The organism is Laedolimicola intestinihominis, assembly GCF_040096155.1.
In the GTDB taxonomy this organism is placed as follows: Bacteria; Bacillota; Clostridia; order Lachnospirales; family Lachnospiraceae; genus Laedolimicola; species Laedolimicola intestinihominis.
The window spans coordinates 54492-77584 of the sequence record NZ_JBBMFE010000017.1 but is presented as its reverse complement, the minus strand read 5'-3'; the positions used below and the strand labels follow the sequence as shown (position 1 = coordinate 77584).

The window sequence follows — 23093 nt, the reverse complement described above, 5'->3', positions numbered from 1 at the left end:
GAGCATCTGCCTTACAAGCAGAGGGTCATAGGTTCGAGCCCTATAGGTCCCATTTTACAACCTAAAAGTTGTAGTGCCGATGTGGCTCAATTGGCAGAGCAGCTGATTTGTAATCAGCAGGTTATCGGTTCGAGTCCGATCATCGGCTTCACGGAACTGAAAAATGTGCGTTAGCCGTTGTTGGACCGTGTCATGGGGGAATTCCCGAGTGGCCAAAGGGGGCAGACTGTAAATCTGTTAGCTGTGCTTTCAGTGGTTCGAATCCACTTTCCCCCACTCTGGTTTATCTTTTAGATAAGCCACTTTTTAATTTCATATCGCGAGGTGGAGCAGTCTGGAAGCTCGTCGGGCTCATAACCCGAAGGTCACAGGTTCAAATCCTGTCCTCGCAACTAAAGAGTACGGAGAAACGACTCGTACTCTTATTTTATAAAAATGCCCAGATAGCTCAGTTGGTAGAGCAGAGGACTGAAAATCCTCGTGTCACTGGTTCGATTCCGGTTCTGGGCACTTTTTTTATGTCTGAAAGCTTATAGAACAGAAAATCCTCAGGAAAATTCCTGAGGATTTTTTTAGTGGAAGTAATGGGGCTCGAACCCATGACCTCTCGCGTGTGAGGCGAACGCTCATCCCAGCTGAGCTATACTTCCGTATTTATAAAATTTTTGTTCCATGGACCTGAAGGGATTCGAACCCTCGACCTCTGCGTTGCGAACGCAGCGCTCTCCCAACTGAGCTACAAGCCCGTGATGCTTACAAAAAATATTGTAGCACTTTAGCACAGAAAATCAAGTGGAAATCTGAAAATTATTCAGATGGAAGGCGATAGCTTTTGGCGGCAAAATTATAGTAAAAATTAAAGATAAAATGGGATAAGCAGGATAATTCGTGATATAATGAGCGCAAGTGAGTCAACATACGTGTATGATTGACGAACGGCGAATGCCGGCTGTGAATTGAAATATTCACAGCATAATGAGTGCAAGTGAGTCAACATATTTGCAGAGGAGGTTTCTATTATGATTTCATTTGAGAACGATTATTCAGCGGGAGCGCATCCGCGGATTATACAGAGATTAACAGAGACGAATATGGAGCCGCTGTCGGGTTACGGGACAGATGTGTATTGTCAGAATGCAAGAAGAAAGATCCGAGAAGCCACCGAGTGCCCGGAAGCAATCGTAGAATTTCTGGTGGGTGGAACCCAGACCAATGCGGTGGTGATTGCGTCCATGCTGCAGTCCTACGAGGGCGTGGTAGCAGCAGAGACAGGTCATGTGAGCGTTCATGAAGCAGGAGCCATCGAGAATACCGGACATAAGGTACTGACTTTGCCACAGCATCAGGGAAAGATTGATGCGGGAGAATTAAAGACTTACCTGGAAACATTTTTTGAGGATGGCAATCATGAGCATATGGTATTTCCGGGGATGGTGTATGTGTCTTGGCCGACGGAGTACGGTACGCTCTATAGCAAAGCTGAACTGGAGGCCATCGCGGAGGTGTGTCATGCCTATGAGATGCCGCTGTATCTGGACGGCGCGCGTCTGGGCTACGGTCTCATGAGCCCGGAGGCGGATATGACCCTGCCGGATATCGCACGGATCTGTGACGTCTTTTATATCGGAGGCACTAAGGTGGGCGCACTCTGCGGGGAAGCTGTAGTATTTCCGAAAGGGAACGCGCCGAAGCATTTCATGACGCGGATCAAACAGCAGGGAGCGCTGCTGGCGAAGGGGCGTCTCTTGGGCATCCAGTTTGACGAGCTGTTTACGGGAAATCTGTATCTGAATATCAGCCGCAATGCCATCGAAATGGCGGAGCAGTTGAAGCGTCTGCTTCATGACAAAAATTATACTTTCTATCTGGAGTCCCCGACCAACCAGCAGTTTGTGATTATGGAAAATGAAAAACTGGAGGAACTGAAGAAACACGTGGCAGTCAGCTTTTGGGAGAAAGCCGATGACACGCACACGGTGGTACGGCTGGCGACCGGCTGGTCTACAACGGTTCAGGATATGGAAGAACTGGGTGAGTGGCTATAAAGATAGCAAAAATCGGTGTGTTGCATCGAAGAATAAAACAGAGAAAGTGATTTAAAGATTGCGTGGACAGACAGAATAATAGAAGACAGGACAAGTTCGGCGGGCCGGTTTATGAGAAGCTGGCTGCCTACGGAGCTTCGGATTTTTACGCCTTTCATATGCCGGGGCACAAGCGGCTTATGGGGGAATTTGAGAATCCATTTCAAATAGATATTACGGAGATAGACGGTTTTGACGATCTGCATCATCCGGAGAATGACGGGGTGCTGACGGAGGCCCAGCGGCGGGCGGCGCAGGTGTTTGGGGCCGGGGAGACGCATTTCCTGGTAAATGGAAGTACGGCGGGAATCCTGAGCGCCATCTCAGGCTGCACGAAGTATGGCGGGACGCTTCTGATGGCCCGGAACTGTCACCGGTCTGCCTATCACGGGGCGGAGCTCCGGGGATTAAAAACGGTGTATCTTTATCCACAATACATCCCGGAATTGGGGATAAACGGCGCGATTTTGCCGGAAGATGTGGAAAATGCATTGCAAAAGCCCATCATAGAGAAAAAACAGCAGGCGGATGGGAAAACAGAGAAAGACTCCGGTGGAGACAGGGAAAAAAATCAAAACCGGATTCAGACAGATATCCAGGCTGTCATGATAGTATCCCCTACCTACGATGGCGTCTGCTCAGATGTGCGCCGGATCGCGGGAATCTGTCATCGATATGGCGTTCCGCTGATTGTGGATCAGGCTCATGGGGCGCATTTTCCATTTTCAAAATACTTTCCGGAGGACGCGGTGAGCGCAGGGGCAGATGTGGTGATTCAAAGTGTGCATAAGACGCTGCCGGCCATGACACAGACGGCGCTTCTGCATGTGCAGGGAGAAATCGCGAATCGGGAGCGGATTCGGAAATTTCTGTCCATCTATCAGAGCAGCAGCCCGTCTTATGTGTTGATGGCTTCCATTGACGCCTGTGTGGATTTGATAGAGCGGGACGGCGAGGAGCTGTTCGCGAAGCATGTGCGGGAGCTTAAGAATTTCCGGGAGAGCTGCCGGGAGCTGAAATGGCTGTATCTGGCCGGATTGGACAGTGAGAAGGACGGTATATGGCAGTTGGAAGCGAAACTGGCGGAGTTCGGGCAGACGGCGGATTTTGATCGGAGCAAGCTGCTGATTTCCGCAAGGAGAGCGAATCTGGCAGGAGCCGGGTTGACAGGAGAAGAACTGTCGCGGATTCTGCGGGAGCGCTATCATATCCAGATGGAAATGAGCGGACCGGATTATGTGGTTGGAATCGCGGGAATCGCGGATTCGGAAGAAGGATTCGGGAGACTGGAGGAAGCGCTGCATGAGCTCGATCAGGATATGGATGAAAAGATACCGGTCGGCGTGAACACAGCAGATAAAGTGAGCGCCAAGAGCAACGCGCTGCCACGTCTGAAGGCTGTTCTGACCATTGGTGAAGCAGCGGAGGCCGAAGGGGCTTGCAGGCCTCTGGCGGCCTGTGAGGGCGCTGTGGCAGGCAATTACGTGTATCTGTACCCGCCGGGAATTCCGGTTCTGGCGCCGGGGGAGCGGGTGACGGAAGAGCTGCTGAAATGCATAGAGGAATGGCTGGAGGCCGGTTATGAGGTGCACGGGCTGGAATACGACGGAGACGGGATTCCGAAGCTTGGGATTGTAAAAGAATAAAACGGAGAAAATGATGGGAAAATTATTTTATGTAATCGGGAAAAGCGCCACAGGCAAGGACACCATTTTTCAGAAGCTTCTGGAAAACGAAAGCCTGGCTCTGAAGCCACTGGTGCTGTACACCACCCGTCCTATGCGGGCCGGGGAGGAGCAGGGGGTGCAGTATCATTTTACGGATGAAGCGGGTCTGACAGAACTTCAGAACGCCGGGAAGGTGATCGAGCTTCGGGCTTATGATACGGTACATGGAGTGTGGAAATATTTTACAGCTGATACAGAGGCGACCGATCTGGAAAAATATAACTATGCGGGTGTCGGCGTACTGGAGTCCTACCGGGCACTTCGGAATTATTATGGGGCAGAGCGAGTGATTCCCATTTACATCGAAGTGGAGGACGGAGAGCGGCTGCAGAGAGCTCTCACTCGGGAACGCGGACAGCAGGAGCCAAAGTACGCAGAGCTTTGTCGGCGGTTCCTGGCGGACAGTGAGGATTTCGCGGAGGAGAAAATTGCGGAGGCCGGAATTGAGAAGCGATTCCGGAACCGGGATTTGAAGGAAAGCATAGAGGAAATCTCAGAGTATATAAAAGAACATAAGTGAGAACCTTCAGATAAAGGAAATTACAGTCCGCAGGCGGATTTGCGGAGCAGAACAAAAGTATAAAAAGCTGTTTTTTCTAAAAAATGTATGTTATACTAAAAAGAGTATTTTTTCATCAAGTTAGTTTTAATAAAATGAACAGCGGTAGAAAGAAGGGAGTGTGAATATATGGCCGGATTTTCCGAAATCTTAGGGCACGGGCAGATCATCGAGCACCTGCAGAATGCCATAAAGCTTCAAAAAGTATCCCATGCCTATATTCTGGATGGAGAAGAAGGAGCGGGAAAGAAAATGCTGGCCCGGGCCTTTGCCCAGACACTCCAGTGTGAACGGGGCGGTGTGGAGCCCTGCGGGGAATGCCATTCCTGCAAGCAGGCACAGAGCGGCAATCAGCCGGATATCATTGAAGTGACGCATGAGAAGCCCGCCAGCATCGGCGTGGAGGATATCCGCGGTCAGCTCTGCGGCGATATCCAGATCAAGCCCTATAGCAGCCCATATAAAATCTATATTGTGGACGAGGCAGAGAAGATGACCGTACAGGCCCAGAACGCCCTCCTGAAGACCATTGAGGAGCCGCCTGCCTACGGCGTCATCATGCTGCTGACCACCAATGCAGACGCATTCCTGCCGACAATTCTGTCCCGGTGCGTGACCCTGAAGCTGCGTCCGGTGAAGAATGAGATCATCAAGCCCTATCTGATGGAGAAGTACCATATTCCCGATTATCAGGCGGAGGTATGCACCGCATTTGCCAGGGGAAATGTGGGGAAAGCGGAACGGCTGGCCCAGTCGGATCAGTTTACGGAGCTGAAAAGCCACCTGATTCATCTGCTTCGGCATCTGCGCGATATGGAGATCTATGAGCTGACCGAGGCGGTGCGTTCGGCGTCCGAGTATAAGACGGAGATTAACGATTACCTCGATCTGATGGCCCTGTGGTTCCGGGATGTGCTTCTGTTCAAGGCCACCCGCCAGATTGACGGACTGGTTTTTGCGGAAGAAATTAATGATATCAGCGCCCAGGCCCAGAAGAGCTCTTATGAGGGGCTGGAGCGGATTTTAAAGGCACTGGAGAAGGCCAAGGTGCGGCTGAAGGCCAATGTAAACTTTGAGCTGACCATGGAGCTTCTCATGCTGACGATAAAGGAGAATTAGAATGGAAAAAGTCATAGGCGTCAGATTCCGGAACGCGGGAAAAATATATTTCTTTTCCCCCGGAAAGCTGGACATTCCCAAGGGAAAGCATGTGATTGTGGAGACCGCCAGAGGCGTGGAGTACGGATATGTGGTAGTGGGCACCAAAGAGGTGGAGGATAAGAAGATTATCCAGCCCCTGAAGCCGGTGATCCGGATTGCGACCCAGGAGGATGATACAAGAGAGGCGGCCAACCGCTTCAAGGAAAAAGAAGCATTTAAAATCTGCCAGGAAAAGATTAAGAAGCATGGATTGGAAATGAAGCTGATCCAGGCGGAATATACCTTCGATAATAACAAAGTATTATTTTATTTTACCGCGGACGGGCGTATTGATTTCCGTGAGCTGGTCAAGGATCTGGCCAGCGTGTTCCGTACCCGTATTGAGCTGCGGCAGATTGGAGTCCGGGATGAGACTAAGATCTTAGGCGGTATCGGCATCTGCGGCAGACCCCTGTGCTGCCATACCCACCTGTCTGATTTCGTGCCGGTGTCCATCAAGATGGCCAAGGAGCAGAACCTGTCCCTGAACCCCACGAAGATTTCCGGCGTATGCGGCAGACTGATGTGCTGCCTGAAGCATGAGCAGGAGACCTACGAGGAGCTGAACAGCCATTTGCCGGGACTGGGGGATTATGTGACCACAGCCGACGGACTGAAGGGCGAGGTGCAGAGCGTCAATGTGCTGCGCCAGAAGGTAAAGGTCATCGTTACCGTCGAGGGCGACGAGAAGGAGATCCGGGAGTATCCGGTGGAGGAGCTGAAGTTCCGCCCGAGAAGAAAGAAAGGCGATAAGGGCGACAAAGGCGGAGCGGCGGATAAGGAACTGAAGAAGCTGGAGGCCCTGGAAAAGCAGGAGAGGAAATCAAAGCTGGATGACAATTAAGTTAAAGGATGGAGAACGGTTGGACGATCTGCAGCGAAACGGCTATCAGATTATCCAGAATCCCAGTAAGTTTTGTTTTGGCATGGATGCGGTGCTGCTGTCCGGGTTCGCGAAGGTGAAGCCGGGTGAGCGGGCGCTTGATCTGGGAACCGGCACGGGGATTATACCGATTCTGCTTCGGGGCAAGACATCGGGGCGTGATTTTACCGGGCTGGAGATTCAGGAAGAGAGCGCGGATATGGCCAGGCGAAGCGTGGAGTTAAATGCTCTTTCGGATTCCGTTTCCATTGTCCAGGGTGATATAAAGGAAGTGGCTTCGATCTTCGGGGCGGCTTCTTTTGATGTGGTGACCTGCAATCCGCCCTATATGACGGGCAGTCACGGCATCGTGAATCCGGAGCTGCCCAAAGCCATCGCGCGCCATGAGATTCTGTGCAGCTTCGAAGACGTGGCCAGGGAGGCGGCGAAGGTACTGCGGCCCGGCGGACGCTTTTATCTGGTACACCGGCCCTTTCGGCTTGCGGAAATTATAACTACATTGGTGAAGTATAAGTTGGAGCCCAAACGGATGCAGTTAGTCTATCCATATGTGGATAAGGAACCGAATATGGTGCTTCTGGAGGCCTGCCGGGGCGGGCGTTCCCGAATGACCGTGGAGAAGCCGCTGATTGTATACAAAGAGCCCGGCGTCTATATGGACGAAATCTACGATATTTACGGCTATTAAGGAGATAACATGCAGGGAACGTTATATCTGTGCGCCACACCCATCGGTAATCTGGAGGATATTACCTTTCGGGTGCTGCGTATCTTAAAAGAGGTGGATGTGATTGCGGCGGAGGATACCCGCAACAGCATCAAGCTTCTGAACCATTTTGAAATTCATACGCCCATGACCAGCTATCATGAGTACAACAAGTTCGATAAGGGCCGGGAGCTGGTGGAGCAGCTGCGGGCGGGCAAAAATATCGCGCTGATCACGGACGCCGGCATGCCGGGCATCTCGGATCCGGGCGAGGAGCTGGTGAAAATGTGCGCGGAGGCGGGCATTACGGTGACGGTGCTGCCGGGAGCCTGCGCCTGTGTGACGGCGCTGACGCTGTCGGGATTGGGGACGAGGAGATTTGCTTTTGAGGCCTTTCTGCCGTCGGATAAGAAGGAACGCCAGAACGTGCTGGAGGAGCTGAAAAGCGAGACGCGGACGATGATTATCTATGAAGCGCCCCATCGGCTTCTGAAGACCCTTGGGGAGCTTCGTGATACCCTGGGAAATCGGCGGATTTCGGTGTGCCGGGAGCTGACAAAGAAGCATGAGACCATTTTCCGGACGGATCTGGAGGCAGCCATCCGCCACTATGAGACGGAAGCGGCCAGGGGCGAGTGCGTGCTGGTCATCGAGGGCCGGAACCGGGAAGAGATGGAAAAGGAAAAGCAGGCGGCCTGGGAGCAGATGACCATTGCGGAGCATGTGGCGCTATATGAGCAGCAGGGAATCCAGCACAAGGAAGCCATGCGGTTGGCGGCCAAAGATCGTGGCGTATCCAAAAGAGATATTTACCAGGCTCTGCTGGAAGGATAATTTTGCGCAAAAGAAAAAACCGGGGACCCATTGTTGGGTTGCCGGTTTTTATGTACCGATAAATATAATTAAATTAAGTTAGCCTTTTTTGCTAATTCCTCAATTGACTTTTTGGAAACCATTTTACCATGGAATTCAATAAGATCATCTCGGTCTCCTGTGAAAATATCCGTCGGTGCATACTTCTTTAAAATAATTTTGTCATCTTCAACATAGATCTCGAGAGAATCGCGTTCTTCAATTCCGAATACTTTTCGTAATTCCATAGGAAGCGTGATACGTCCGAGTTCATCCAGTCTTCTGACCACTCCGGTGTTCTTCATTGCTTCTCCTCCTTCATTTAATGGTAACACTTTATTTCAATATTATACCAAATAAGCCATAAGATTCCAATAGAAAAATAGGTTTCTTAATGAACTTTTAATGAATAGAATGCAAAAAAATGTACAAAAAAGGATAAAAAAGAAAAAATACGGGACAAAATACAAGGCAGGCAAAAAAATTTCCATAAAAAGGAATCTGCAATCATATATTGAAAAAAATGGGAGAAGATACCATGCTGAATGATCTGTGGGCGGCCATGCTGATACTGGGAATTGTTTACGGAGCCTTGCAGGGGAGGCTGCCGGAATTGACGGAAGCGGCGCTGGAATCGGCGGGGGAGGCAGTAACGCTGTGTATCACCATGGCAGGAATTATGGCATTGTGGGTGGGATTGATGGAAATTGCCCAGAGGAGCGGCGTCATAAGGCGGGCGTCCCGGGCTATCGCTCCTTTTATGAATTTCATGTTTCCGCGGCTGCCGCGGGAGCATCCGGCCAGAGAGTATATCACGACCAATGTGATCGCCAATATCTTCGGTCTCGGCTGGGCTGCCACTCCGGCAGGGCTGAAAGCCATGGAGGCGTTGAGCGATCTGGAGGAGGAGCGAAGAAGGATGGGACAGCAGGCACGGAAAAAGGGGACGGCCAGCAACGAAATGTGTACTTTTTTGGTGCTGAATATCGCGTCTTTGCAGCTGATTCCGGTGAATATCATCGCCTATCGAAGCCAGTACGGCAGTGTGAATCCGGCTGCGATTCTGGCTCCTTCGCTGGTGGCGACGCTGATCAGTGCAGTGACAGCGGCAGTATTCTGTAAGCTGATGGACAGGGGGTGAGAAAATGATACGGATCATGCTCTACATATCGGATCTTATTGTGCCGTTTCTGATTTTTTATGTGGTGGCGGAGGGGCTGGCCGCGAAGCGGCCGGTGTATGATGATTTTGTAAAGGGGGCGAAGGACGGGCTGAAGACGGTGGTGCAGATTCTGCCGACGCTGGTGGGACTGATGGTGGCTGTCGGAGTACTGCGGGCTTCCGGCTTCCTGGATTTCCTGGCGGGTTTGCTGGGCGGTCTGACGGAAAAGGTGCATTTCCCGTCGGAGCTTCTGCCGCTGGCTATCGTGCGGATGTTCTCGGCTTCAGCGGCCACGGGGCTGGCACTGGATGTTTTTAAGGAGTACGGGACGGACAGTTATGTGGGGCTGGCGGCGTCCATTATGATGGGGTGTACGGAGACGGTCTTCTATACTATGAGCATCTATTTTATGGCAGCGAAGGTGAAGAAAACCCGCTACACGCTACCGGGGGCGCTGCTGGCAACGGTGGCGGGGATCGCGGTCAGTGTGTGGCTGGCGGGAAAAATGGCATTTAACAGTTAGATAAGACTAATCCATAGCTGTCCAGGCGGGCAGGTAAGAGTGGAGAATGGAAAAAGGAGCGGGGCCGGTGCGGAGCAGGTAGCTGTGGAAATCCTTCAGTGAAAACTGTGCGCCAAGGGTATCTTCCGCTTCTTTTTTCAGTTCCAGGATTTCCACGGCGCCCAGATAATATTTCAGGTAATTGGCGGGATCCTGCCGGATGGCCTGGTAGATTTCAGCAAGGGCATCGGCGTCGGTGATGCCGTAGCCGTTCCAGAGAGTATTCATTTCCGCAGGGGTCCATCCTTCATAGTGGATGCCCACGTCCGAGCGGGCGTAGAGGCCCAGCAGGAAGAAGGAGTTGGCGGCTAAGAGGTCGGCCATATCCGGATCCAGGCCGGCGTAGCGGTAAGACAGGCGTTCCGCGTAGGTGGCCCAGCCTTCCACGAAGCCGCCAAAATAGAAGAAGCTGCGGACCGGATGCTGCGGAGAGGTCTGCTCGGAAAGTGTCTGGTAGAGATGGCCGGGGAAGCCTTCGTGGGCCAGGGTGGTGAAAAGGGTCAGCGGGTCATAGTCAGCAGCAGGATTGATATAGATGACATGGTCCCGCATGGCGTCCAGGGGCGGCGTCAGGTAGAAGGCAGGGCTCGTATGTTCCTGCAGGGACGGGGAGACAGACTTGACGGAAATGGGAATGGAGGAGGCGGAACTGTCGGTATCCGCGCCAGTATGGGCATTTGCGTCGGCAGCAGGAAAATCAGCCAGCATCCGGGCTTGCAGCTCTGCGAGAATCTGCTCCGGTTCCCGGGCCGTGGTGGTGCGGGGAACATCTGTCAGCAGCTCCGGTCGGTTTTTGACCAGCTCGGCCATCTGACGCACATCGCTCAGGAGCTGGTGGTCGATGAGATCGCGGATTTCGGACAGGGTGCGACCAGAGCCGATGATGGCGTCTGTGAGAGCCTGATAGTAGGAGCGGCCTTCCGGGTAGTGGGCCAGGCCGTAGGGGTTGGCGCCGGAGCCTTTCAGGGAAGAAAGGGTTTCGATGAGGTGGGCGTAGGCAGGGAAAACGTGTGCTTCGAGCATCTGCTGGTTAAGGTTTACATAATTTAAAATTTGGCGGTCGGAAAGCTTGGTGCTCTGAACGAGTCCGGTAAGGCGCTCAGAGAAGGATGTTACTAAAAAATGTTCGTCGATTTCCCCGGAACTTTCATTGAGTATGACGGAAGTTTCTCTGGAATTTTGAACAGAGTCAATATCGGTGACTGATATGTTTTCAGGGGTGTTCTGATTGATATTACTTGGGTTAGAATTATGGTAGTCTGCGCCGTCTAAAAAATCCTGACACCCCGCAATCACCGCGTCGACACTTTCATCCGTCATAAAAAGTCCAGCCTGGACCTTCTCCTTTTCATACGCGCATAATTCCTCAAAATACGCGTCCGTCTTCGCCAACAGACGCAGATAAATATCCACATCCTCCTCCGAAGTAAAGGCATATTCCGCCAGCAGCACTGGAAGCTGCACCTGCACGCCCAGCAGCGGGCTGAACACTTCTTCATAATATGGAAAACGAAGCAACGCAAGCTCCCGGGGAATCTGCGTGTTCAGAATGTCCCATTCCAGTCGGTTGACATAAGAAAGCTCGCTTCGCGGAAATTCTGACAGGGCAGCGAATGCATTTTCCAGGGCGGCAGCTGATTGGGCTTTGGACTCCTCCGAGTAAGAGCCATAGGAAATCGGAAACTTACGAATCCCGTAAGCCACCGGATCAGCCAACGTATAATGAAGCGTCAGCGTGCTGCCGGTGACAGATTCCCGGAAGAGGCCGTTGGTGAAGGCTTCGAAGGCCTCATCGGCGGAAGTAGTGTCCGTACCGGGCAGACAGGAGCGGGAGAGAAGCAGAGCCGTCGTTAAAAAAGCAGAGAGAAAAAGAACAAAGAGGAAGGATTTTTTCATGGAAAACCACCGGAATAACTCTTGGTGTAGTTTATGAGAAGAATGGGGAAAAAAGAAATTGTTACGTGCAAAAAGACCGCATACCGAACTTTCACATCCGATATGCGGCCTTTCCAAATTTATTTCACTGTTCTAAATTATGCCTCTGCGGTTTCATCCTCAGCGTCTGCATCATCTGCTACGGCATTGTGTACCTCCAGTACGGTAGCAACGGTAGCTTCCGGGGAAGTATGCAGGTCGATGGCAGGATTCTTGGCAATATCCAGATCCTTAACCTTCAGTGTCTCGCCGACCTTCATGTGGCTGACGTCAACCTTGATCTTGTCAACCAGATCTGCGGGCAGAGCTTTGTAAGTAACTTCCTGAAGCATCTGCTGTACCACGCCGGCCTGTACATCGTCCTGGCCCAGCAGGATCACCTCTGCTACGGAGTGAACCTTCTCGGTGCTTACCAATGCCTGGAAATCGATTTCCAGAAGCTGTCCTCTTAAGGCATCGTAATCAATCTCCTTAATCAGCGCGTCGTAGGTCTCACCTGCAACCTCCAGCATTACCTGGCTGCCTTTACCCTCGGTTCTCAGGATGCGCTCTGCATCTGCCTTGGTAATCTGAAGGGGAATGGACTCCTTCATCTCGCGGCCATAGATATTGCCGGTAACATAACCTTCACGTCTAAGTTTCTTGGCTTTCGTCAACATGTCTCTTTTTTCAGCTTTTAAAGTATTCATTTATCTTTTCCTCCAAAATCTGAATCGCTTAGCAGCCTTCCACTTTGTGTAACAAACAGGTATTGTTAAGTGGTTCTATATTTAATTTACGGTGATTATTATAGCACTGATTTTTCAAAGTTAAAGAGTAAATTTGAACAAAAATGAGTATCGAAATTCGATAAAAAACTGAAAATTTTTAAACGAATAAGAGAAGAAAAGTCAGCAGGCTTGACAAAAGGTTTTGGCCGTGTTACGCTTCTTTTATATGAGCAAAATGCAAACGCTACGAAGAAAAGAGTAAGCTGTATGCGTCTTTTACAGAGAATTCCCGGTGCTGAGAGGGATGAAGACAAAAGAGCTGAAGATGGTTTCTGAGCGGCACGGATGAACGTAAGGTTATTTTCGATAAAGGGATTTCCTATGGGAAATGGTTTTGCGATAAGCCGTGATGGGTGCGCCCGTTACAGCGTCAGGGTATGCAGGTACCCGCAGAGGTCTGTCTCGTGAGGGACAGGCGAACAGAAGTGGTAACACGGGAATCATCCCCGTCTTCTTTAAGATTTAAGGAAGACGGGGTTTTTTGATCTTTCGTTTGCAGAGAAAGAGAGGTAAAAAATGGAAAAGAAAAAGTTTTACATGACCACGGCTATTGCCTACACGTCAGGCAAGCCCCACATCGGCAACACCTATGAGATCGTGCTGGCGGACGCCATCGCCCGTTTCCGGAGACTCCAGGGCTACGACGTATTCTTCCAGACCGGAACCGACGAGCACGGTCAGAAGATCGAGCTGAAGGCTGAGGAGGCAGGCGTTACTCCGAAGGAATTCGTGGACAATGTGTCCGGTGAGATTAAGCGGATCTGGGATCTGATGAACACTTCCTATGATAAATTCATCCGCACCACCGATGATTACCATGAGAAGCAGGTACAGAAGATTTTCAAGAAGCTGTATGACCAGGGCGATATCTACAAAGGTGCTTACGAGGGCATGTACTGTACTCCCTGCGAGTCCTTCTGGACCCAGTCCCAGTTGGTGGACGGCAAGTGTCCGGACTGTGGCCGCGAGGTGCAGCCGGCCAAGGAGGAGGCTTATTTCTTCCGTATGAGCAAATACGCTGACCGTCTGATTGACCATATCAACAAGCATCCGGAATTCATTCAGCCGGTTTCCAGAAAGAATGAGATGATGAACAACTTCCTGCTTCCGGGCCTGCAGGATCTGTGCGTATCCCGTACCTCTTTCAAATGGGGCATCCCGGTAGACTTCGACCCGAAGCATGTGGTATACGTATGGCTGGACGCGCTGACCAACTATATCACCGGCATCGGCTACGAGTGCGACGGAGAGTCCAGCGACCTGTTCAAGAAGGAGTGGCCGGCGGATTTGCATCTGATCGGCAAGGACATTATCCGTTTCCATACGATCTATTGGCCCATTTTCCTGATGGCGCTGGATCTGCCGCTGCCGAAGCAGGTATTCGGTCATCCGTGGCTCCTGCAGGGCGATGGCAAGATGAGCAAGTCCAAGGGAAATGTGCTTTACGCGGACGATCTGGTAGACATGTTCGGCGTGGACGCGGTTCGTTACTTCGTACTGCATGAGATGCCCTTTGACAACGACGGCGTGATTACCTGGGAGCTGATGGTGGAGCGTATGAACTCTGACCTGGCCAACACCCTGGGCAATCTGGTAAACCGTACCGTATCCATGTCCAACAAGTACTTTGACGGCGTAGTCAATAACACAGGTGTGCTGGAGCCGGTAGACCGCGAGCTTCGCGAAGCTGCTGTCAGTGCGGCAGAGAAGGCTTCCGCGAAAATGGACGATCTGCGCGTGGCAGACGCCATCACCGAGATCTTCAACCTGTTCAAGCGCTGCAACAAATACATCGACGAGACCATGCCCTGGGCCCTGGCTAAGGACGAGAGCAAGAAGGAACGTCTGGCGACCGTACTCTACAATCTGGTAGAGAGCATCAGCATTGGCGCAAGCCTCTTAGAGCCGTTTATGCCGGAGACTGCCGACAAGATTCTGGCACAGCTGGGCGCGAGAAAGCGTTCCCTGGAGGTTATGAACATGTTCGGTCTCTATCAGTCCGGCAATAAGGTAACCGACAAGCCGGAGATTCTGTTCGCGAGACTGGACGTGAAAGAGGTTCTGGAGAAGGTTGAGGCTAAGAAGGCTGCGGACGCGGCAGAGCAGGATCAGCCGGAAGAGGCAAAAGAGGAGGCTGCAGACGTCATCGACATCGAGCCGAAGGCAGAGATTACCTTTGACGATTTCGCGAAGCTGCAGTTCCAGGTGGGTGAAATCATTGCCTGCGAGGCTGTAAAGAAGTCCAAGAAGCTGCTGTGCTCCCAGGTCCGCATCGGAAGCCAGGTAAAGCAGATCGTATCCGGTATTAAGTCTCATTACACACCGGAGGAAATGGTCGGCAAGAAGGTTATGGTAGTCGTGAACCTGAAGCCGGCGAAGCTGGCAGGGATCCTGTCTGAAGGTATGCTGCTGTGCGCCGAGGACGCAGAGGGCAACCTGGCGCTGATGACGCCGGAGAAGGATATGCCGGCAGGAGCGGAGATCTGCTAAACAGGAGAAATAGTATGAGTATTCGATTAATTGCATTTGATCTGGATGGAACCCTTCTGCGAAATGACAAGACGGTGTCGGAGAGGACGATGAAAGCCCTTCAGAGGGCGGCGGATCAGGGAATTTATCTGGTGCCGTCCACGGGCCGGATCTTCGATGCCATGCCGGAAGTGGTAAGAAATATGCCCTTTGTGCGCTATGCGATTACGGTCAATGGTGCAGCAGTGTACGATGCAGCAGAAAAGCGGATGCTGTATGAGGCGGATTTAACCCGGGAAGAGGCAGAGGCGGTCTTTGCTTATACAAAGGAATTTGATGCCATCTGCGGCTGCTATCAGAAGGGCGTTGGCTGGATGGAAGAGACAGAGTTTGAACAGCTGCCGGCCTATGCGGCAAATGCGAAAATACTGGAAATGCTGAAGAGTGTCTATCATCCCATGAAAAATCTGCAGAAAGAGATTTTTTCACAGGGATCTACCATACAGAAGCTGATTTATTTCTTTCAGGAGATCCCGGAAAGAGATCGGAAGCTGCAGGAAACAAAAGAAAGATTTCCGAATCTGGAAATCTCCACATCTCTGCCGAATAACATAGAAGTGAATTCGGCAGGAGCTAATAAGGGCCTGGGCCTGAAATGCCTGTGTGACCACCTGGGCCTCCGGCTTGAGGAGTGCATGGCGTTCGGAGACGGAACGAACGATCTGGCAATCCTGAAGACAGCAGGCCGGGGCGTGGCTATGGCAAATGCGGCTATGGAGGTGCTGGAGGCAGTGCCTTACCGGACGCTGTCCAATGAAGAGGACGGTGTGGCGGTAGAAATCGAGCGCTGTCTGGAAGAAAATTAAAAAGTGAACCGCTCCCCGTCAAGTAGACAATTGAAAAAATATAAATTTTTCCTGCCAGTAGAAATTTATCTGCTGGCAGTTTTTATGCAGCTTGCAGGTAAATTTCATATTTTTCCATTGGCGTTAAAATTCCGAGATTCCTTTGCAAGCGTTTATTGTTGTAGTAATCTATATAATCTTCGATCATTTTTACGAGAGTACATCTATCAGTGAACCGTTTTCCATAATATCGCTCTCTCTTCAGAATTCCCCAAAAGCCTTCCATTGGTCCATTGTCGATACATTTAGCAACTCGCGACATGCTTTGTGTTATTCCAGCATTTACAAGTTTTGTATGAAACGTCCTGTTCGTATATTGGAATCCCCTGTCACTGTGAAACAGTGGCTGCGCACCAGGATTTCTAAGTAAAGCATTGTCTACCGTATCAAACACTAAAGCATTATTGTTCTTATCACGAATAACATACGAAACAATCCGTCTATCATATAGATCCAGTATTGCACTTAGATAAACTTTATGCTTTTCCGTCCCAATATAATAATGGAATTCTGTCACATCAGTGAGCCATTTTTCATTTGGTGCTTTGGCAGTGAACTCGCGATTAAGTATGTTTTCAGCTATATACTGAGGGTTTGCAGCCTGTCTTGTGTACCCGTTGTTAGAATACTTGATAGTTGATTTTATATTAAGTTTACGGCAAATGCGTAGCACACGTTTATCGTTTACATCAATACCATGATAGCCTGCTAAATAATCTAAGACTGCTTGCTGCTTCAATTCTTTGGAATATTTTTTATTTCCTTTCAATGTGAATGCATTTGCTCCCATAGATTCATAGTTTCGAATCCATTGTTGAATAGATGTGAGACTTACATCAAACATATGGGCAATTCGTTGTTGGCTTTCTTTTCCATCCAGATATAGATTTACAGCATATATCTTATCCTCAACAGATACTTTTCTTTTAGACATAAAATATGCTCCCTTCTAGGTAGACAAGTTTTTATTATTTCACTTGTCTACCTAGAAGGGAGCATATCAATACTGCTGATATTTTGTAACAGCCCCGTTTTGTCATGTGATATTCTGTAAATCCATCTTCCGCACCTGTTCCAGCAGAAACTTATACCGTTTCTGCACCGAATAAATCTCATAAGTATAGCAGTCGATCAGATCCGGATCAACCACCGTCTCGAAATTCGCGTAGGCTGTGTCCAGCGCGTTTTTTGTAAGCGTCAAATCTTCCATCAGCTGCCGCCGGGCCGAGAAGCGTTCGTATTCCTCCAGCGGCTCATCTTTTTTGAATAATCCCATAAAATCCCCCGTATCTGGAAAATAAATTATCTATAGTAGGAGTATAGACCGATGAAACAGGAAATATACGGAAAAAAGAAGAGGACAGGCGCGGTAAATCCGTATTAATTCTAAAGAATGTTAAAAATAAATAAAATTTATTGAATTATATATACATATAATTTAAAAATGTATGGACATTTAAAACGAGGTGTGATATTGTATGGATATAAATACAAAAGAGAAATTGCTGACAGGGCCCGTGGTGATTCTCTTTCGGAGTGGAAATCTATTTTAAGGGGGTATTGTATGAGCTTTTTAAGTATTTTTATCGTCAGCTTGATAACAGGTCTTGCGTATCTTCAAAGAAGATTTTGCGGTGACTGTCAGTTGGAGAGACCGCTGGTTCTGGGACCGGTCATCGGCCTGGTTCTGGGTGATTTTAAGACTGGCCTGGAAGTCGGAGCGTCATTGGAGCTGGTATTTATGGGCGCGCAGGCCATCGGCGGAAGCGTACCGTCGAACGTGGCGATCGGAAGCGCGCTTGGAACGGCGATTGCCATCAGCTCCGGAACCGGACTGGAGGGCGCCATGCTGGTGGCAGTGCCGGTGGCGGTCGTGGCCAGCACCTTCGAGACCTTTGCGAAAACTTTCTGCGCGTTTACCGTACATTTTGCGGATAAGTACGCGGAGGAAGGCAACTGGAAGGGTATCTGCATGATGGTACATATCGGAAACCTGTTTCATTTCTTGGCTTATTTCATTCCGACTCTGCTGGCGCTGTGGCTGGGCGCGGAGTATGTGACGCAGCTGATGGATGTGATTCCGGCCAGCGTCATGAGCGGAATCAAGGCAGTTGGCAATCTGCTTCCGGCATTGGGCTTCGGCTTACTGCTGAGCAATCTGAGTACCAAAAATTTCCTTCCGTACTTTTTCATCGGCTTTGCGATTGCGGCGTATATCCCGAGCTTCGGCGTAATGGGAATCGCGTTTATCGGAATCGCTTACGCAGCTTTGTATGCCTTTGGAAAGATCAACAGAGAGGAGGCTTAATATGGCAGAGAAAACTTTGACGAAAAAAGATCTGAAGCAGTTATTTATCCGTTCCAATGCCGTGCAGTCCGCGTTCAACTTCGAGCGTATGCAGGCCATGGGCTTTGAATGGGCGATGATACCGATTATCAATAAGCTGTATGAGAAGAAGGAAGAGCGGATCGAGGCCTACAAGAGACATCTGGGATATTTCAATTCTCATCCCTGGACATGCGGCCCCATTTTCGGAATCGTAGCCTCCATGGAGGAGCGGAAAGCGAACGGAGAGGATGTGCCGGAGGAGAACATCACGGCCATCAAGGGCGCCCTGATGGGTCCCACAGCCGGTATCGGTGACTCTCTGTTTTGGGGAACTCTGCGGCCCATCGTGGCAGGCGTATGCGCGGCGCTGGCGCTCTCCGGCAATGGAATTGCCCCGCTGATTTTCGTAATTGTCATGAACGCGATTCATTTTGGCGTACAGTACTGGGGCGTGAAGGTAGGTTATAATTTCGCGGACCAGTTCATGGAAAAGATGGAAGGCTTCCGGATCAAAGCCTGGATGGAAGCAGCGACCATTCTGGGACTTCTGGTAGTAGGCGGCCTGACGGCCACCTGGCTGAATATATCGACTCCGCTGACCTATGTGACAGGCGACGCCAGCGTGGCGCTCCAGTCGACTCTGGACAGCATCATTCCGAAGCTGCTGCCGCTGTGCTGCACATTGGGTGTGTTCGGGCTGTTACGAAAAGGCAAGAGTACGCTCTGGGTAATGGTTGCAATGATTATCGTAGGCTTTGTGCTGGGCTTCTTTGGTATCCTGGCATAAGTAAACTGGGAGCTGGCAGGCGCGTGTCCGGGAGGGCTGCGTCTGCCGGATAGAAAGGCGGGAAAACATATGAAATTTAAACTGGTTCGGATAGATGATCGGCTGATTCACGGTCAGGTGGCCTTAGGATGGAGCAGAGCGAAAGGAATAGACACCATTTTGGCCGTGGACGACGTGGTGGCAAAAGATAAGTTTCAGTGTTCACTGCTGAAAATGGCGACTCCGCCGGGAGTAAAATCCTTTATTTTAACCGCGGACGAAGCGGAGCAGAAGGTAAAAGACGGAACACTGGAGAAAAAAAAGATCATGCTTCTGGTCAAGGGTCCGGAGACCCTTTTAAAGCTGGTGGAAAAGGGCTTTGAAATCAGCGAAGTTAATATCGGAAATATGCGCTCCGTGGGAGGCAAAACGAAGCTGCTGAATTATGTATACGCAAGCGACAGTGAAATTTCATTTTTGAAAGCAATTTCGGCAAAGGGCATCAAAATGTATGGACAGGCAGTGCCGGATCAGTCCGGTGTGGATTTTAACGAAATTCTCGAAAAAATTTGATGGATATAAATTCCGGAGAAAGAATTCTGGGAAAGGAAGAAAGAAGATATGAAATTTGATGCATTATATCAACCATATCAGATGAGCAGATACAGTGTAGCTGCCAGAAACGGCATGGTTTGCAGCAGCAGCGCACTGGCTTCCTCCGCAGGAACAGAAATTCTGAAAAAAGGTGGAAACGCGGTGGACGCGGCCATAGCGACGGCGGCGGTTCTCTGCGTGGTGGAGCCGGTAAGCAATGGAGTGGGCGGAGACGCTTTCGCAATTGTCTGGATGAAGGACAGGATGTACGGCCTGAACGCGTCTGGCTGCAGTCCGGAGGACATCTCCGTGGAAAAGGTCCGGGAGCTTGGATATGAAAAAATGCCTAAGCGGGGCTGGATTCCGGTGACGGTACCCGGGGAACCGAAGGCCTGGGCGGAGCTGTCTGAGAGGTTTGGCAGACTTCCTCTGTCAGAGGTATTGAAGCCGGCCATAGAATATGCAGAAAACGGATTTCCGGTTTCCGCGGCAGTTTCCTTTTTATGGGATAAATACGTGAGAGGCGATAAAAAGGAATTTGGCACGGACCCGGCCTTTCAGGAGTGGTATCGGGTATTTACCAAAGACGGCGAACCCTATGGGTTTGGAGAGCTTGTGAAATTCCAGGATCTGGCCCGGTCCCTGAGGCTGATAGGGGAGACCGGCGCGGATGCGTTTTATCACGGGGAAATCGCGGATCAGATAGAGAAACAGAGTATTCGCGACGGCGGCTTCCTGCGGAAGAAGGATCTGGAAAAATACCAGGTGGAATGGGTAGATCCCATTCACGTGTCCTACCGGGGTTATGAGGTGTGGGAAATTCCGCCGAACGGCCAGGGTATCGTGGCATTGATGGCGCTGAACATTCTGAAGAATTTCACCTTTACAGAGCGGGATGAGACGAGGACCAGCCATCTGCAGTTTGAGGCGATGAAAATGGCGTTTGCGGATGCGATGGCGACTGTTACGGATCCCCGGGATATGAAAACGGATTATCATTATTTCCTGACGGAAGAGTATGGAAAGAAACGGGCTGCGGAAATCGGGGAAGAGGCCCGGGATCCGGGTACGGTCATGCCGCCGAAGAGTGGAACCGTCTATCTGTGTACAGCGGACGGGGAAGGCAATATGGTATCCTATATCCAGAGTAATTACGTGGACTTTGGAAGTGGAATTGTGGTGGAGGATTATGGAATCGCGCTTCAGAACCGGGGCTATGATTTTTCCCTGCATCCGGGAGATATCAATGCGCTGCTGCCCGGCAGAAAGAGTTACCATACGATCATTCCCGGTTTCCTGACAAAGGACGGAAAAGCAGTGGGACCCTTTGGCGTCATGGGCGGCTATATGCAGCCCCAGGGACATGTACAGGTCATGATGAATCTGATAGATTTTCACCTGAATCCGCAGATGTGTCTGGACGCTCCGAGATGGCAGTGGAAGGAGGGACGCCATTTCATGGTGGAGCCTGATTTTCCACAGGAGCAAAGGGAAAAACTGGAAGAAATGGAACATGAGATCGATGTAGCGAAAAACTGCTTTTCCTTTGGACGGGCAGAGATGATCCTGCGCATGGAAAATGGCGTTTATGTGGGCGCAACGGAATCCAGGACGGACGGAAGCTGCGTCGGATATTAAATGGGAGAGAAAAATGAAGTTATTATGGCAGCTTTATACAGCCTGGTTTAAGATGGGACTTTTCACCTTTGGCGGAGGATACGCCATGCTTCCCATGATTGAGCGGGAAGCCATCGAGAAATATCACTGGGCTACGGAAGAAGAAATTATGGATTATTATGCCATCGGGCAGTGTACGCCGGGAATCATTGCGGTGAATACGGCGACCTTTGTGGGCTATTATCAGAAAGGCGTCATAGGGGGAATTGTGGCGACCCTGGGCGTGGTGAGCCCGTCGCTGGTGATCATTACCCTGATTGCGTCTCTGGTGAGCAATTTCGCGGAGCTGGCTGTCGTTCAGCATGCGCTGAAGGGGATCAATGTGGCGGTTTGTATGCTGATGATTTACGCCATCGCGGGACTCTGGAAGAAAAGTGTAAAGAATATTGCGGCGTTCTGTGTGTTTGCGCTGGCCTTTCTTCTGTCGCTTTTTACAGATCTGTCCACCGTATATCTGGTGATTTTATCCGGTGTTCTCGGAGTGATTTTGAGCAAAGCGGGGTGGATGAAGTATGACTGAAATCTTGCGGATTATGTTTGAATTTTTTAAAACGGGCTTATTTGCAGTGGGCGGCGGACTGGCCACGATTCCGTTCCTAGAGGAAATGGGAAGGCATTACGGCTGGTTTACCATGGAGGATCTGTCGGTTATGATTGCGGTGTCGGAATCGACGCCCGGTCCTATCGGCATCAATATGGCCACTTATGTGGGGTATGCCCTGAAGCAGGTAGGCGGCGCGCTTCTGGCCACCTTAAGCCTGGTTGCCCCCAGCATCATTGTGATTTGTATCATCGCGAATTATTTTCAGAAATTCAAGGACGCGAAGCTTGTGAAAATGATTTTCGCGGGACTGAAACCGGCTGTGGTCGCTTTTATTTCGGCCGCGTGTCTGAGTCTCTTTGTCAGTACACTGCTCCATGCGGACGCATTGGCCCAGTGGGATATCGGAAGGCTGTGGAACTGGAAATGTATCCTTCTTTTGCTGGTACTGATGGGATTCCGCCAGAAATACCCCAAGGTGCATCCCATCGTGTTTATCGTGGGTTCCGCGGCAGCGGGCGTGATCTTTTCCTTTTAAAATCGGGCATTTTCATAAAAAGAGCCGTTCGGGGTGATCCGGACGGCTCTTTTGGGTGACATAACTATTGAGCAAAAGAAGAAAAGGTGTATTCGTACAGCTCCGAACGATAGAAGGATGAGGTGTAATAAAAGGGCTGATTCTTATCCAGATAGCGAACGGAAATACTGTTCAGCAGGGCGCGGCTGGTGGACTGCAGAACACGAATCTGTTCATCAGTGCCCTCCACAGCCCGCAGGCGGGTGGCGAAGCCGTGAACGTCATAGCCGCTTTTTTTGATGTAAGCGTCCAGCGAAGTGACCAGCGCATTCAGATCCGGATTGGGAAGATAGCGGGTAGCGATATAGCTGTACTGAAGCGCGATAGGCGTGCCATTTCCGGTGCGGAGACGGGCAATCAGATACAGCGTGTCCTCCGGCTGCAGCTGCAGTTCCCTGGAAATGGCGGGGATCTCCTTGGCGGTGATGACCCGGAATTCCAGAAGGGTGCTGCCGGGTACCATGCCGATACTGAGCATATCCTCTGTAAAGCTGAGTTTTTCCTGAATATTTCGGTTAACCGGGCGGGAAGAAACGAAAGAACCCTTTCCCGGAATTCGTTCGATAATACCTCTTACGGCCAGCTCGGCAAGCGTATTGTGAACCGTCTGGCGGCCAAAATGAAACATTTCCACAAGCTCTGCTTCGGAGGGAATCTGATCGCCTATCTTCAGGTTCCCTTTTTCAATCTCGGAAATCAGATAATTTTCCAGAGCCTGTTTTTTTGATGAGGGGCGTTTGTTGTTATTTGCCATGCATTCGTCCTCCTGTCTGTATCATAGCATATTTTAAAGAA

At 50.5% G+C, this 23093-nt stretch carries 23 protein-coding genes, 6 tRNA genes and 1 other annotated feature; of the genes, 21 read left to right on the top strand and 8 right to left on the bottom strand.

Going from position 1 to position 23093, the window contains the following annotated elements:
- Nucleotides 1-75 precede the first annotated feature (75 nt).
- The 4 genes from WMO29_RS14900 (at nucleotide 76) to WMO29_RS14885 (ending at nucleotide 510) form a co-directional block, all read left to right on the top strand.
- Nucleotides 76-148 (top strand) — tRNA-Thr (locus tag WMO29_RS14900).
- A gap of 46 nt (nucleotides 149-194) precedes the next feature.
- Nucleotides 195-276 (top strand) — tRNA-Tyr (locus tag WMO29_RS14895).
- A gap of 42 nt (nucleotides 277-318) precedes the next feature.
- A tRNA-Met gene (locus WMO29_RS14890) sits at nucleotides 319-392 on the top strand.
- Between the two features lie 45 nt (nucleotides 393-437).
- Nucleotides 438-510, top strand: a tRNA-Phe gene (locus WMO29_RS14885).
- Nucleotides 511-576: 66 nt separating this feature from the next.
- Here the strand turns inward: WMO29_RS14885 and WMO29_RS14880 are convergent.
- Nucleotides 577-650: transfer RNA gene (locus WMO29_RS14880), tRNA-Val, on the bottom strand.
- 23 nt (nucleotides 651-673) lie between these two features.
- A tRNA-Ala gene (locus WMO29_RS14875) sits at nucleotides 674-746 on the bottom strand.
- Between the two features lie 273 nt (nucleotides 747-1019).
- Here WMO29_RS14875 and WMO29_RS14870 point away from each other — a divergent pair.
- The 7 genes from WMO29_RS14870 (at nucleotide 1020) to rsmI (ending at nucleotide 7993) form a co-directional block, all read left to right on the top strand.
- Nucleotides 1020-2045 carry a threonine aldolase family protein gene (locus WMO29_RS14870; RefSeq protein WP_349165326.1) on the top strand — a complete coding sequence of 342 codons (1026 nt, stop codon included), beginning with the start codon at nucleotides 1020-1022 and terminating at the stop codon, nucleotides 2043-2045.
- 62 nt (nucleotides 2046-2107) lie between these two features.
- Nucleotides 2108-3730 carry an aminotransferase class I/II-fold pyridoxal phosphate-dependent enzyme gene (locus tag WMO29_RS14865; protein ID WP_349165325.1) on the top strand — a complete coding sequence of 541 codons (1623 nt, stop codon included), beginning with the start codon at nucleotides 2108-2110 and terminating at the stop codon, nucleotides 3728-3730.
- 13 nt (nucleotides 3731-3743) lie between these two features.
- A complete protein-coding gene (locus tag WMO29_RS14860) occupies nucleotides 3744-4331 on the top strand; it encodes a nucleoside/nucleotide kinase family protein (protein ID WP_349165324.1) in 588 nt (195 codons plus the stop codon).
- A 168-nt stretch (nucleotides 4332-4499) separates the two neighbouring features.
- A complete protein-coding gene (gene holB, locus WMO29_RS14855; RefSeq protein ID WP_178038932.1) occupies nucleotides 4500-5489 on the top strand; it encodes a DNA polymerase III subunit delta' in 990 nt (329 codons plus the stop codon).
- A gap of 1 nt (nucleotide 5490) precedes the next feature.
- Nucleotides 5491-6414 carry a stage 0 sporulation family protein gene (locus WMO29_RS14850; RefSeq protein WP_178038933.1) on the top strand — a complete coding sequence of 308 codons (924 nt, stop codon included), beginning with the start codon at nucleotides 5491-5493 and terminating at the stop codon, nucleotides 6412-6414.
- Entirely contained in the window at nucleotides 6404-7141 is a 738-nt protein-coding gene (locus WMO29_RS14845; protein ID WP_349165323.1) for a tRNA1(Val) (adenine(37)-N6)-methyltransferase, read from the top strand. The genes WMO29_RS14850 and WMO29_RS14845 overlap by 11 nt, the downstream gene beginning before the upstream one ends.
- 9 nt (nucleotides 7142-7150) lie before the next feature.
- Nucleotides 7151-7993 carry a 16S rRNA (cytidine(1402)-2'-O)-methyltransferase gene (rsmI, locus tag WMO29_RS14840; RefSeq protein ID WP_158363843.1) on the top strand — a complete coding sequence of 281 codons (843 nt, stop codon included), beginning with the start codon at nucleotides 7151-7153 and terminating at the stop codon, nucleotides 7991-7993.
- Nucleotides 7994-8061: 68 nt separating this feature from the next.
- Here rsmI and WMO29_RS14835 read toward each other — a convergent pair whose 3' ends face one another.
- Complete coding sequence (locus tag WMO29_RS14835) at nucleotides 8062-8316, bottom strand: AbrB/MazE/SpoVT family DNA-binding domain-containing protein (protein WP_158363844.1); 255 nt, start codon at nucleotides 8314-8316, stop codon at nucleotides 8062-8064.
- A gap of 233 nt (nucleotides 8317-8549) precedes the next feature.
- On the opposite strand from WMO29_RS14835, the gene WMO29_RS14830 reads away from it, so the two are divergent.
- Both WMO29_RS14830 and WMO29_RS14825 read left to right on the top strand, forming a co-directional pair.
- Nucleotides 8550-9152, top strand: coding sequence for a nucleoside recognition protein (locus WMO29_RS14830; protein WP_349165322.1), 603 nt, complete (start codon nucleotides 8550-8552; stop codon nucleotides 9150-9152).
- A 7-nt stretch (nucleotides 9153-9159) separates the two neighbouring features.
- The gene (locus tag WMO29_RS14825) at nucleotides 9160-9696 is read left to right on the top strand and encodes a spore maturation protein (RefSeq protein WP_349165327.1); all 537 of its coding nucleotides are present in this window, start codon (nucleotides 9160-9162) and stop codon (nucleotides 9694-9696) included.
- 6 nt (nucleotides 9697-9702) lie between these two features.
- On the opposite strand, the gene WMO29_RS14820 is transcribed toward WMO29_RS14825, so the two are convergent.
- Both WMO29_RS14820 and WMO29_RS14815 read right to left on the bottom strand, forming a co-directional pair.
- Entirely contained in the window at nucleotides 9703-11631 is a 1929-nt protein-coding gene (locus WMO29_RS14820) for a DUF885 domain-containing protein (RefSeq protein WP_349165321.1), read from the bottom strand.
- A 137-nt stretch (nucleotides 11632-11768) separates the two neighbouring features.
- Nucleotides 11769-12359 carry a 50S ribosomal protein L25 gene (locus WMO29_RS14815; protein WP_349165320.1) on the bottom strand — a complete coding sequence of 197 codons (591 nt, stop codon included), beginning with the start codon at nucleotides 12357-12359 and terminating at the stop codon, nucleotides 11769-11771.
- A gap of 258 nt (nucleotides 12360-12617) precedes the next feature.
- Nucleotides 12618-12897 (top strand) — a binding site (T-box leader).
- A 59-nt stretch (nucleotides 12898-12956) separates the two neighbouring features.
- On the opposite strand from WMO29_RS14815, the gene metG reads away from it, so the two are divergent.
- Together metG and WMO29_RS14805 are read left to right on the top strand one after the other, a co-directional pair.
- On the top strand, nucleotides 12957-14930 hold the full coding sequence (metG, locus tag WMO29_RS14810; protein ID WP_349165319.1) for a methionine--tRNA ligase: 1974 nt from the start codon (nucleotides 12957-12959) through the stop codon (nucleotides 14928-14930).
- Nucleotides 14931-14944: 14 nt separating this feature from the next.
- On the top strand, nucleotides 14945-15775 hold the full coding sequence (locus WMO29_RS14805) for an HAD family hydrolase (RefSeq protein WP_349165318.1): 831 nt from the start codon (nucleotides 14945-14947) through the stop codon (nucleotides 15773-15775).
- 82 nt (nucleotides 15776-15857) lie between these two features.
- Here the strand turns inward: WMO29_RS14805 and WMO29_RS14800 are convergent, their stop codons facing one another.
- Nucleotides 15858-16748 carry an IS3 family transposase gene (locus WMO29_RS14800; protein ID WP_349165317.1) on the bottom strand — a complete coding sequence of 297 codons (891 nt, stop codon included), beginning with the start codon at nucleotides 16746-16748 and terminating at the stop codon, nucleotides 15858-15860.
- A gap of 102 nt (nucleotides 16749-16850) precedes the next feature.
- Nucleotides 16851-17090, bottom strand: coding sequence for a DUF2508 family protein (locus WMO29_RS14795; RefSeq protein WP_349165316.1), 240 nt, complete (start codon nucleotides 17088-17090; stop codon nucleotides 16851-16853).
- Nucleotides 17091-17378: 288 nt separating this feature from the next.
- Between WMO29_RS14795 and WMO29_RS14790 the strand changes: the two genes are divergently transcribed.
- The 6 genes from WMO29_RS14790 to WMO29_RS14765 all read left to right on the top strand — a co-directional run bounded on the left by WMO29_RS14790 (nucleotide 17379) and on the right by WMO29_RS14765 (nucleotide 22259).
- A complete protein-coding gene (locus WMO29_RS14790; RefSeq protein WP_349165315.1) occupies nucleotides 17379-18122 on the top strand; it encodes a PTS mannose/fructose/sorbose/N-acetylgalactosamine transporter subunit IIC in 744 nt (247 codons plus the stop codon).
- A 1-nt stretch (nucleotide 18123) separates the two neighbouring features.
- Nucleotides 18124-18930 carry a PTS system mannose/fructose/sorbose family transporter subunit IID gene (locus tag WMO29_RS14785; protein ID WP_349165314.1) on the top strand — a complete coding sequence of 269 codons (807 nt, stop codon included), beginning with the start codon at nucleotides 18124-18126 and terminating at the stop codon, nucleotides 18928-18930.
- Between the two features lie 69 nt (nucleotides 18931-18999).
- Entirely contained in the window at nucleotides 19000-19482 is a 483-nt protein-coding gene (locus tag WMO29_RS14780) for a PTS sugar transporter subunit IIB (RefSeq protein WP_349165313.1), read from the top strand.
- Between the two features lie 48 nt (nucleotides 19483-19530).
- Complete coding sequence (locus WMO29_RS14775; RefSeq protein WP_349165312.1) at nucleotides 19531-21141, top strand: gamma-glutamyltransferase family protein; 1611 nt, start codon at nucleotides 19531-19533, stop codon at nucleotides 21139-21141.
- Nucleotides 21142-21154: 13 nt separating this feature from the next.
- On the top strand, nucleotides 21155-21700 hold the full coding sequence (locus tag WMO29_RS14770; RefSeq protein ID WP_349165311.1) for a chromate transporter: 546 nt from the start codon (nucleotides 21155-21157) through the stop codon (nucleotides 21698-21700).
- Entirely contained in the window at nucleotides 21693-22259 is a 567-nt protein-coding gene (locus WMO29_RS14765) for a chromate transporter (protein ID WP_349165310.1), read from the top strand. The genes WMO29_RS14770 and WMO29_RS14765 overlap by 8 nt, the downstream gene beginning before the upstream one ends.
- Nucleotides 22260-22323: 64 nt before the next feature.
- Here WMO29_RS14765 and WMO29_RS14760 read toward each other — a convergent pair whose 3' ends face one another.
- The gene (locus WMO29_RS14760; protein WP_349165309.1) at nucleotides 22324-23052 is read right to left on the bottom strand and encodes a GntR family transcriptional regulator; all 729 of its coding nucleotides are present in this window, start codon (nucleotides 23050-23052) and stop codon (nucleotides 22324-22326) included.
- Between the last annotated feature and the right edge of the window lie 41 nt (nucleotides 23053-23093).

Coding starts and splice junctions, on each gene's coding strand:
- WMO29_RS14845 (WP_349165323.1), top strand. CDS start 6,404: ATGACAATTAAGTTAAAGGATGGAGAACGGTTGGACGATCTGCAGCGA.
- WMO29_RS14770 (WP_349165311.1), top strand. CDS start 21,155: ATGAAGTTATTATGGCAGCTTTATACAGCCTGGTTTAAGATGGGACTT.
- WMO29_RS14805 (WP_349165318.1), top strand. CDS start 14,945: ATGAGTATTCGATTAATTGCATTTGATCTGGATGGAACCCTTCTGCGA.
- WMO29_RS14765 (WP_349165310.1), top strand. CDS start 21,693: ATGACTGAAATCTTGCGGATTATGTTTGAATTTTTTAAAACGGGCTTA.
- WMO29_RS14795 (WP_349165316.1), bottom strand. CDS start 17,090: ATGGGATTATTCAAAAAAGATGAGCCGCTGGAGGAATACGAACGCTTC.
- WMO29_RS14860 (WP_349165324.1), top strand. CDS start 3,744: ATGGGAAAATTATTTTATGTAATCGGGAAAAGCGCCACAGGCAAGGAC.
- WMO29_RS14760 (WP_349165309.1), bottom strand. CDS start 23,052: ATGGCAAATAACAACAAACGCCCCTCATCAAAAAAACAGGCTCTGGAA.
- WMO29_RS14870 (WP_349165326.1), top strand. CDS start 1,020: ATGATTTCATTTGAGAACGATTATTCAGCGGGAGCGCATCCGCGGATT.
- rsmI (WP_158363843.1), top strand. CDS start 7,151: ATGCAGGGAACGTTATATCTGTGCGCCACACCCATCGGTAATCTGGAG.
- holB (WP_178038932.1), top strand. CDS start 4,500: ATGGCCGGATTTTCCGAAATCTTAGGGCACGGGCAGATCATCGAGCAC.
- WMO29_RS14835 (WP_158363844.1), bottom strand. CDS start 8,316: ATGAAGAACACCGGAGTGGTCAGAAGACTGGATGAACTCGGACGTATC.
- WMO29_RS14815 (WP_349165320.1), bottom strand. CDS start 12,359: ATGAATACTTTAAAAGCTGAAAAAAGAGACATGTTGACGAAAGCCAAG.
- WMO29_RS14775 (WP_349165312.1), top strand. CDS start 19,531: ATGAAATTTGATGCATTATATCAACCATATCAGATGAGCAGATACAGT.
- WMO29_RS14820 (WP_349165321.1), bottom strand. CDS start 11,631: ATGAAAAAATCCTTCCTCTTTGTTCTTTTTCTCTCTGCTTTTTTAACG.
- WMO29_RS14780 (WP_349165313.1), top strand. CDS start 19,000: ATGAAATTTAAACTGGTTCGGATAGATGATCGGCTGATTCACGGTCAG.
- WMO29_RS14790 (WP_349165315.1), top strand. CDS start 17,379: ATGAGCTTTTTAAGTATTTTTATCGTCAGCTTGATAACAGGTCTTGCG.
- WMO29_RS14800 (WP_349165317.1), bottom strand. CDS start 16,748: ATGTCTAAAAGAAAAGTATCTGTTGAGGATAAGATATATGCTGTAAAT.
- WMO29_RS14830 (WP_349165322.1), top strand. CDS start 8,550: ATGCTGAATGATCTGTGGGCGGCCATGCTGATACTGGGAATTGTTTAC.
- WMO29_RS14850 (WP_178038933.1), top strand. CDS start 5,491: ATGGAAAAAGTCATAGGCGTCAGATTCCGGAACGCGGGAAAAATATAT.
- metG (WP_349165319.1), top strand. CDS start 12,957: ATGGAAAAGAAAAAGTTTTACATGACCACGGCTATTGCCTACACGTCA.
- WMO29_RS14785 (WP_349165314.1), top strand. CDS start 18,124: ATGGCAGAGAAAACTTTGACGAAAAAAGATCTGAAGCAGTTATTTATC.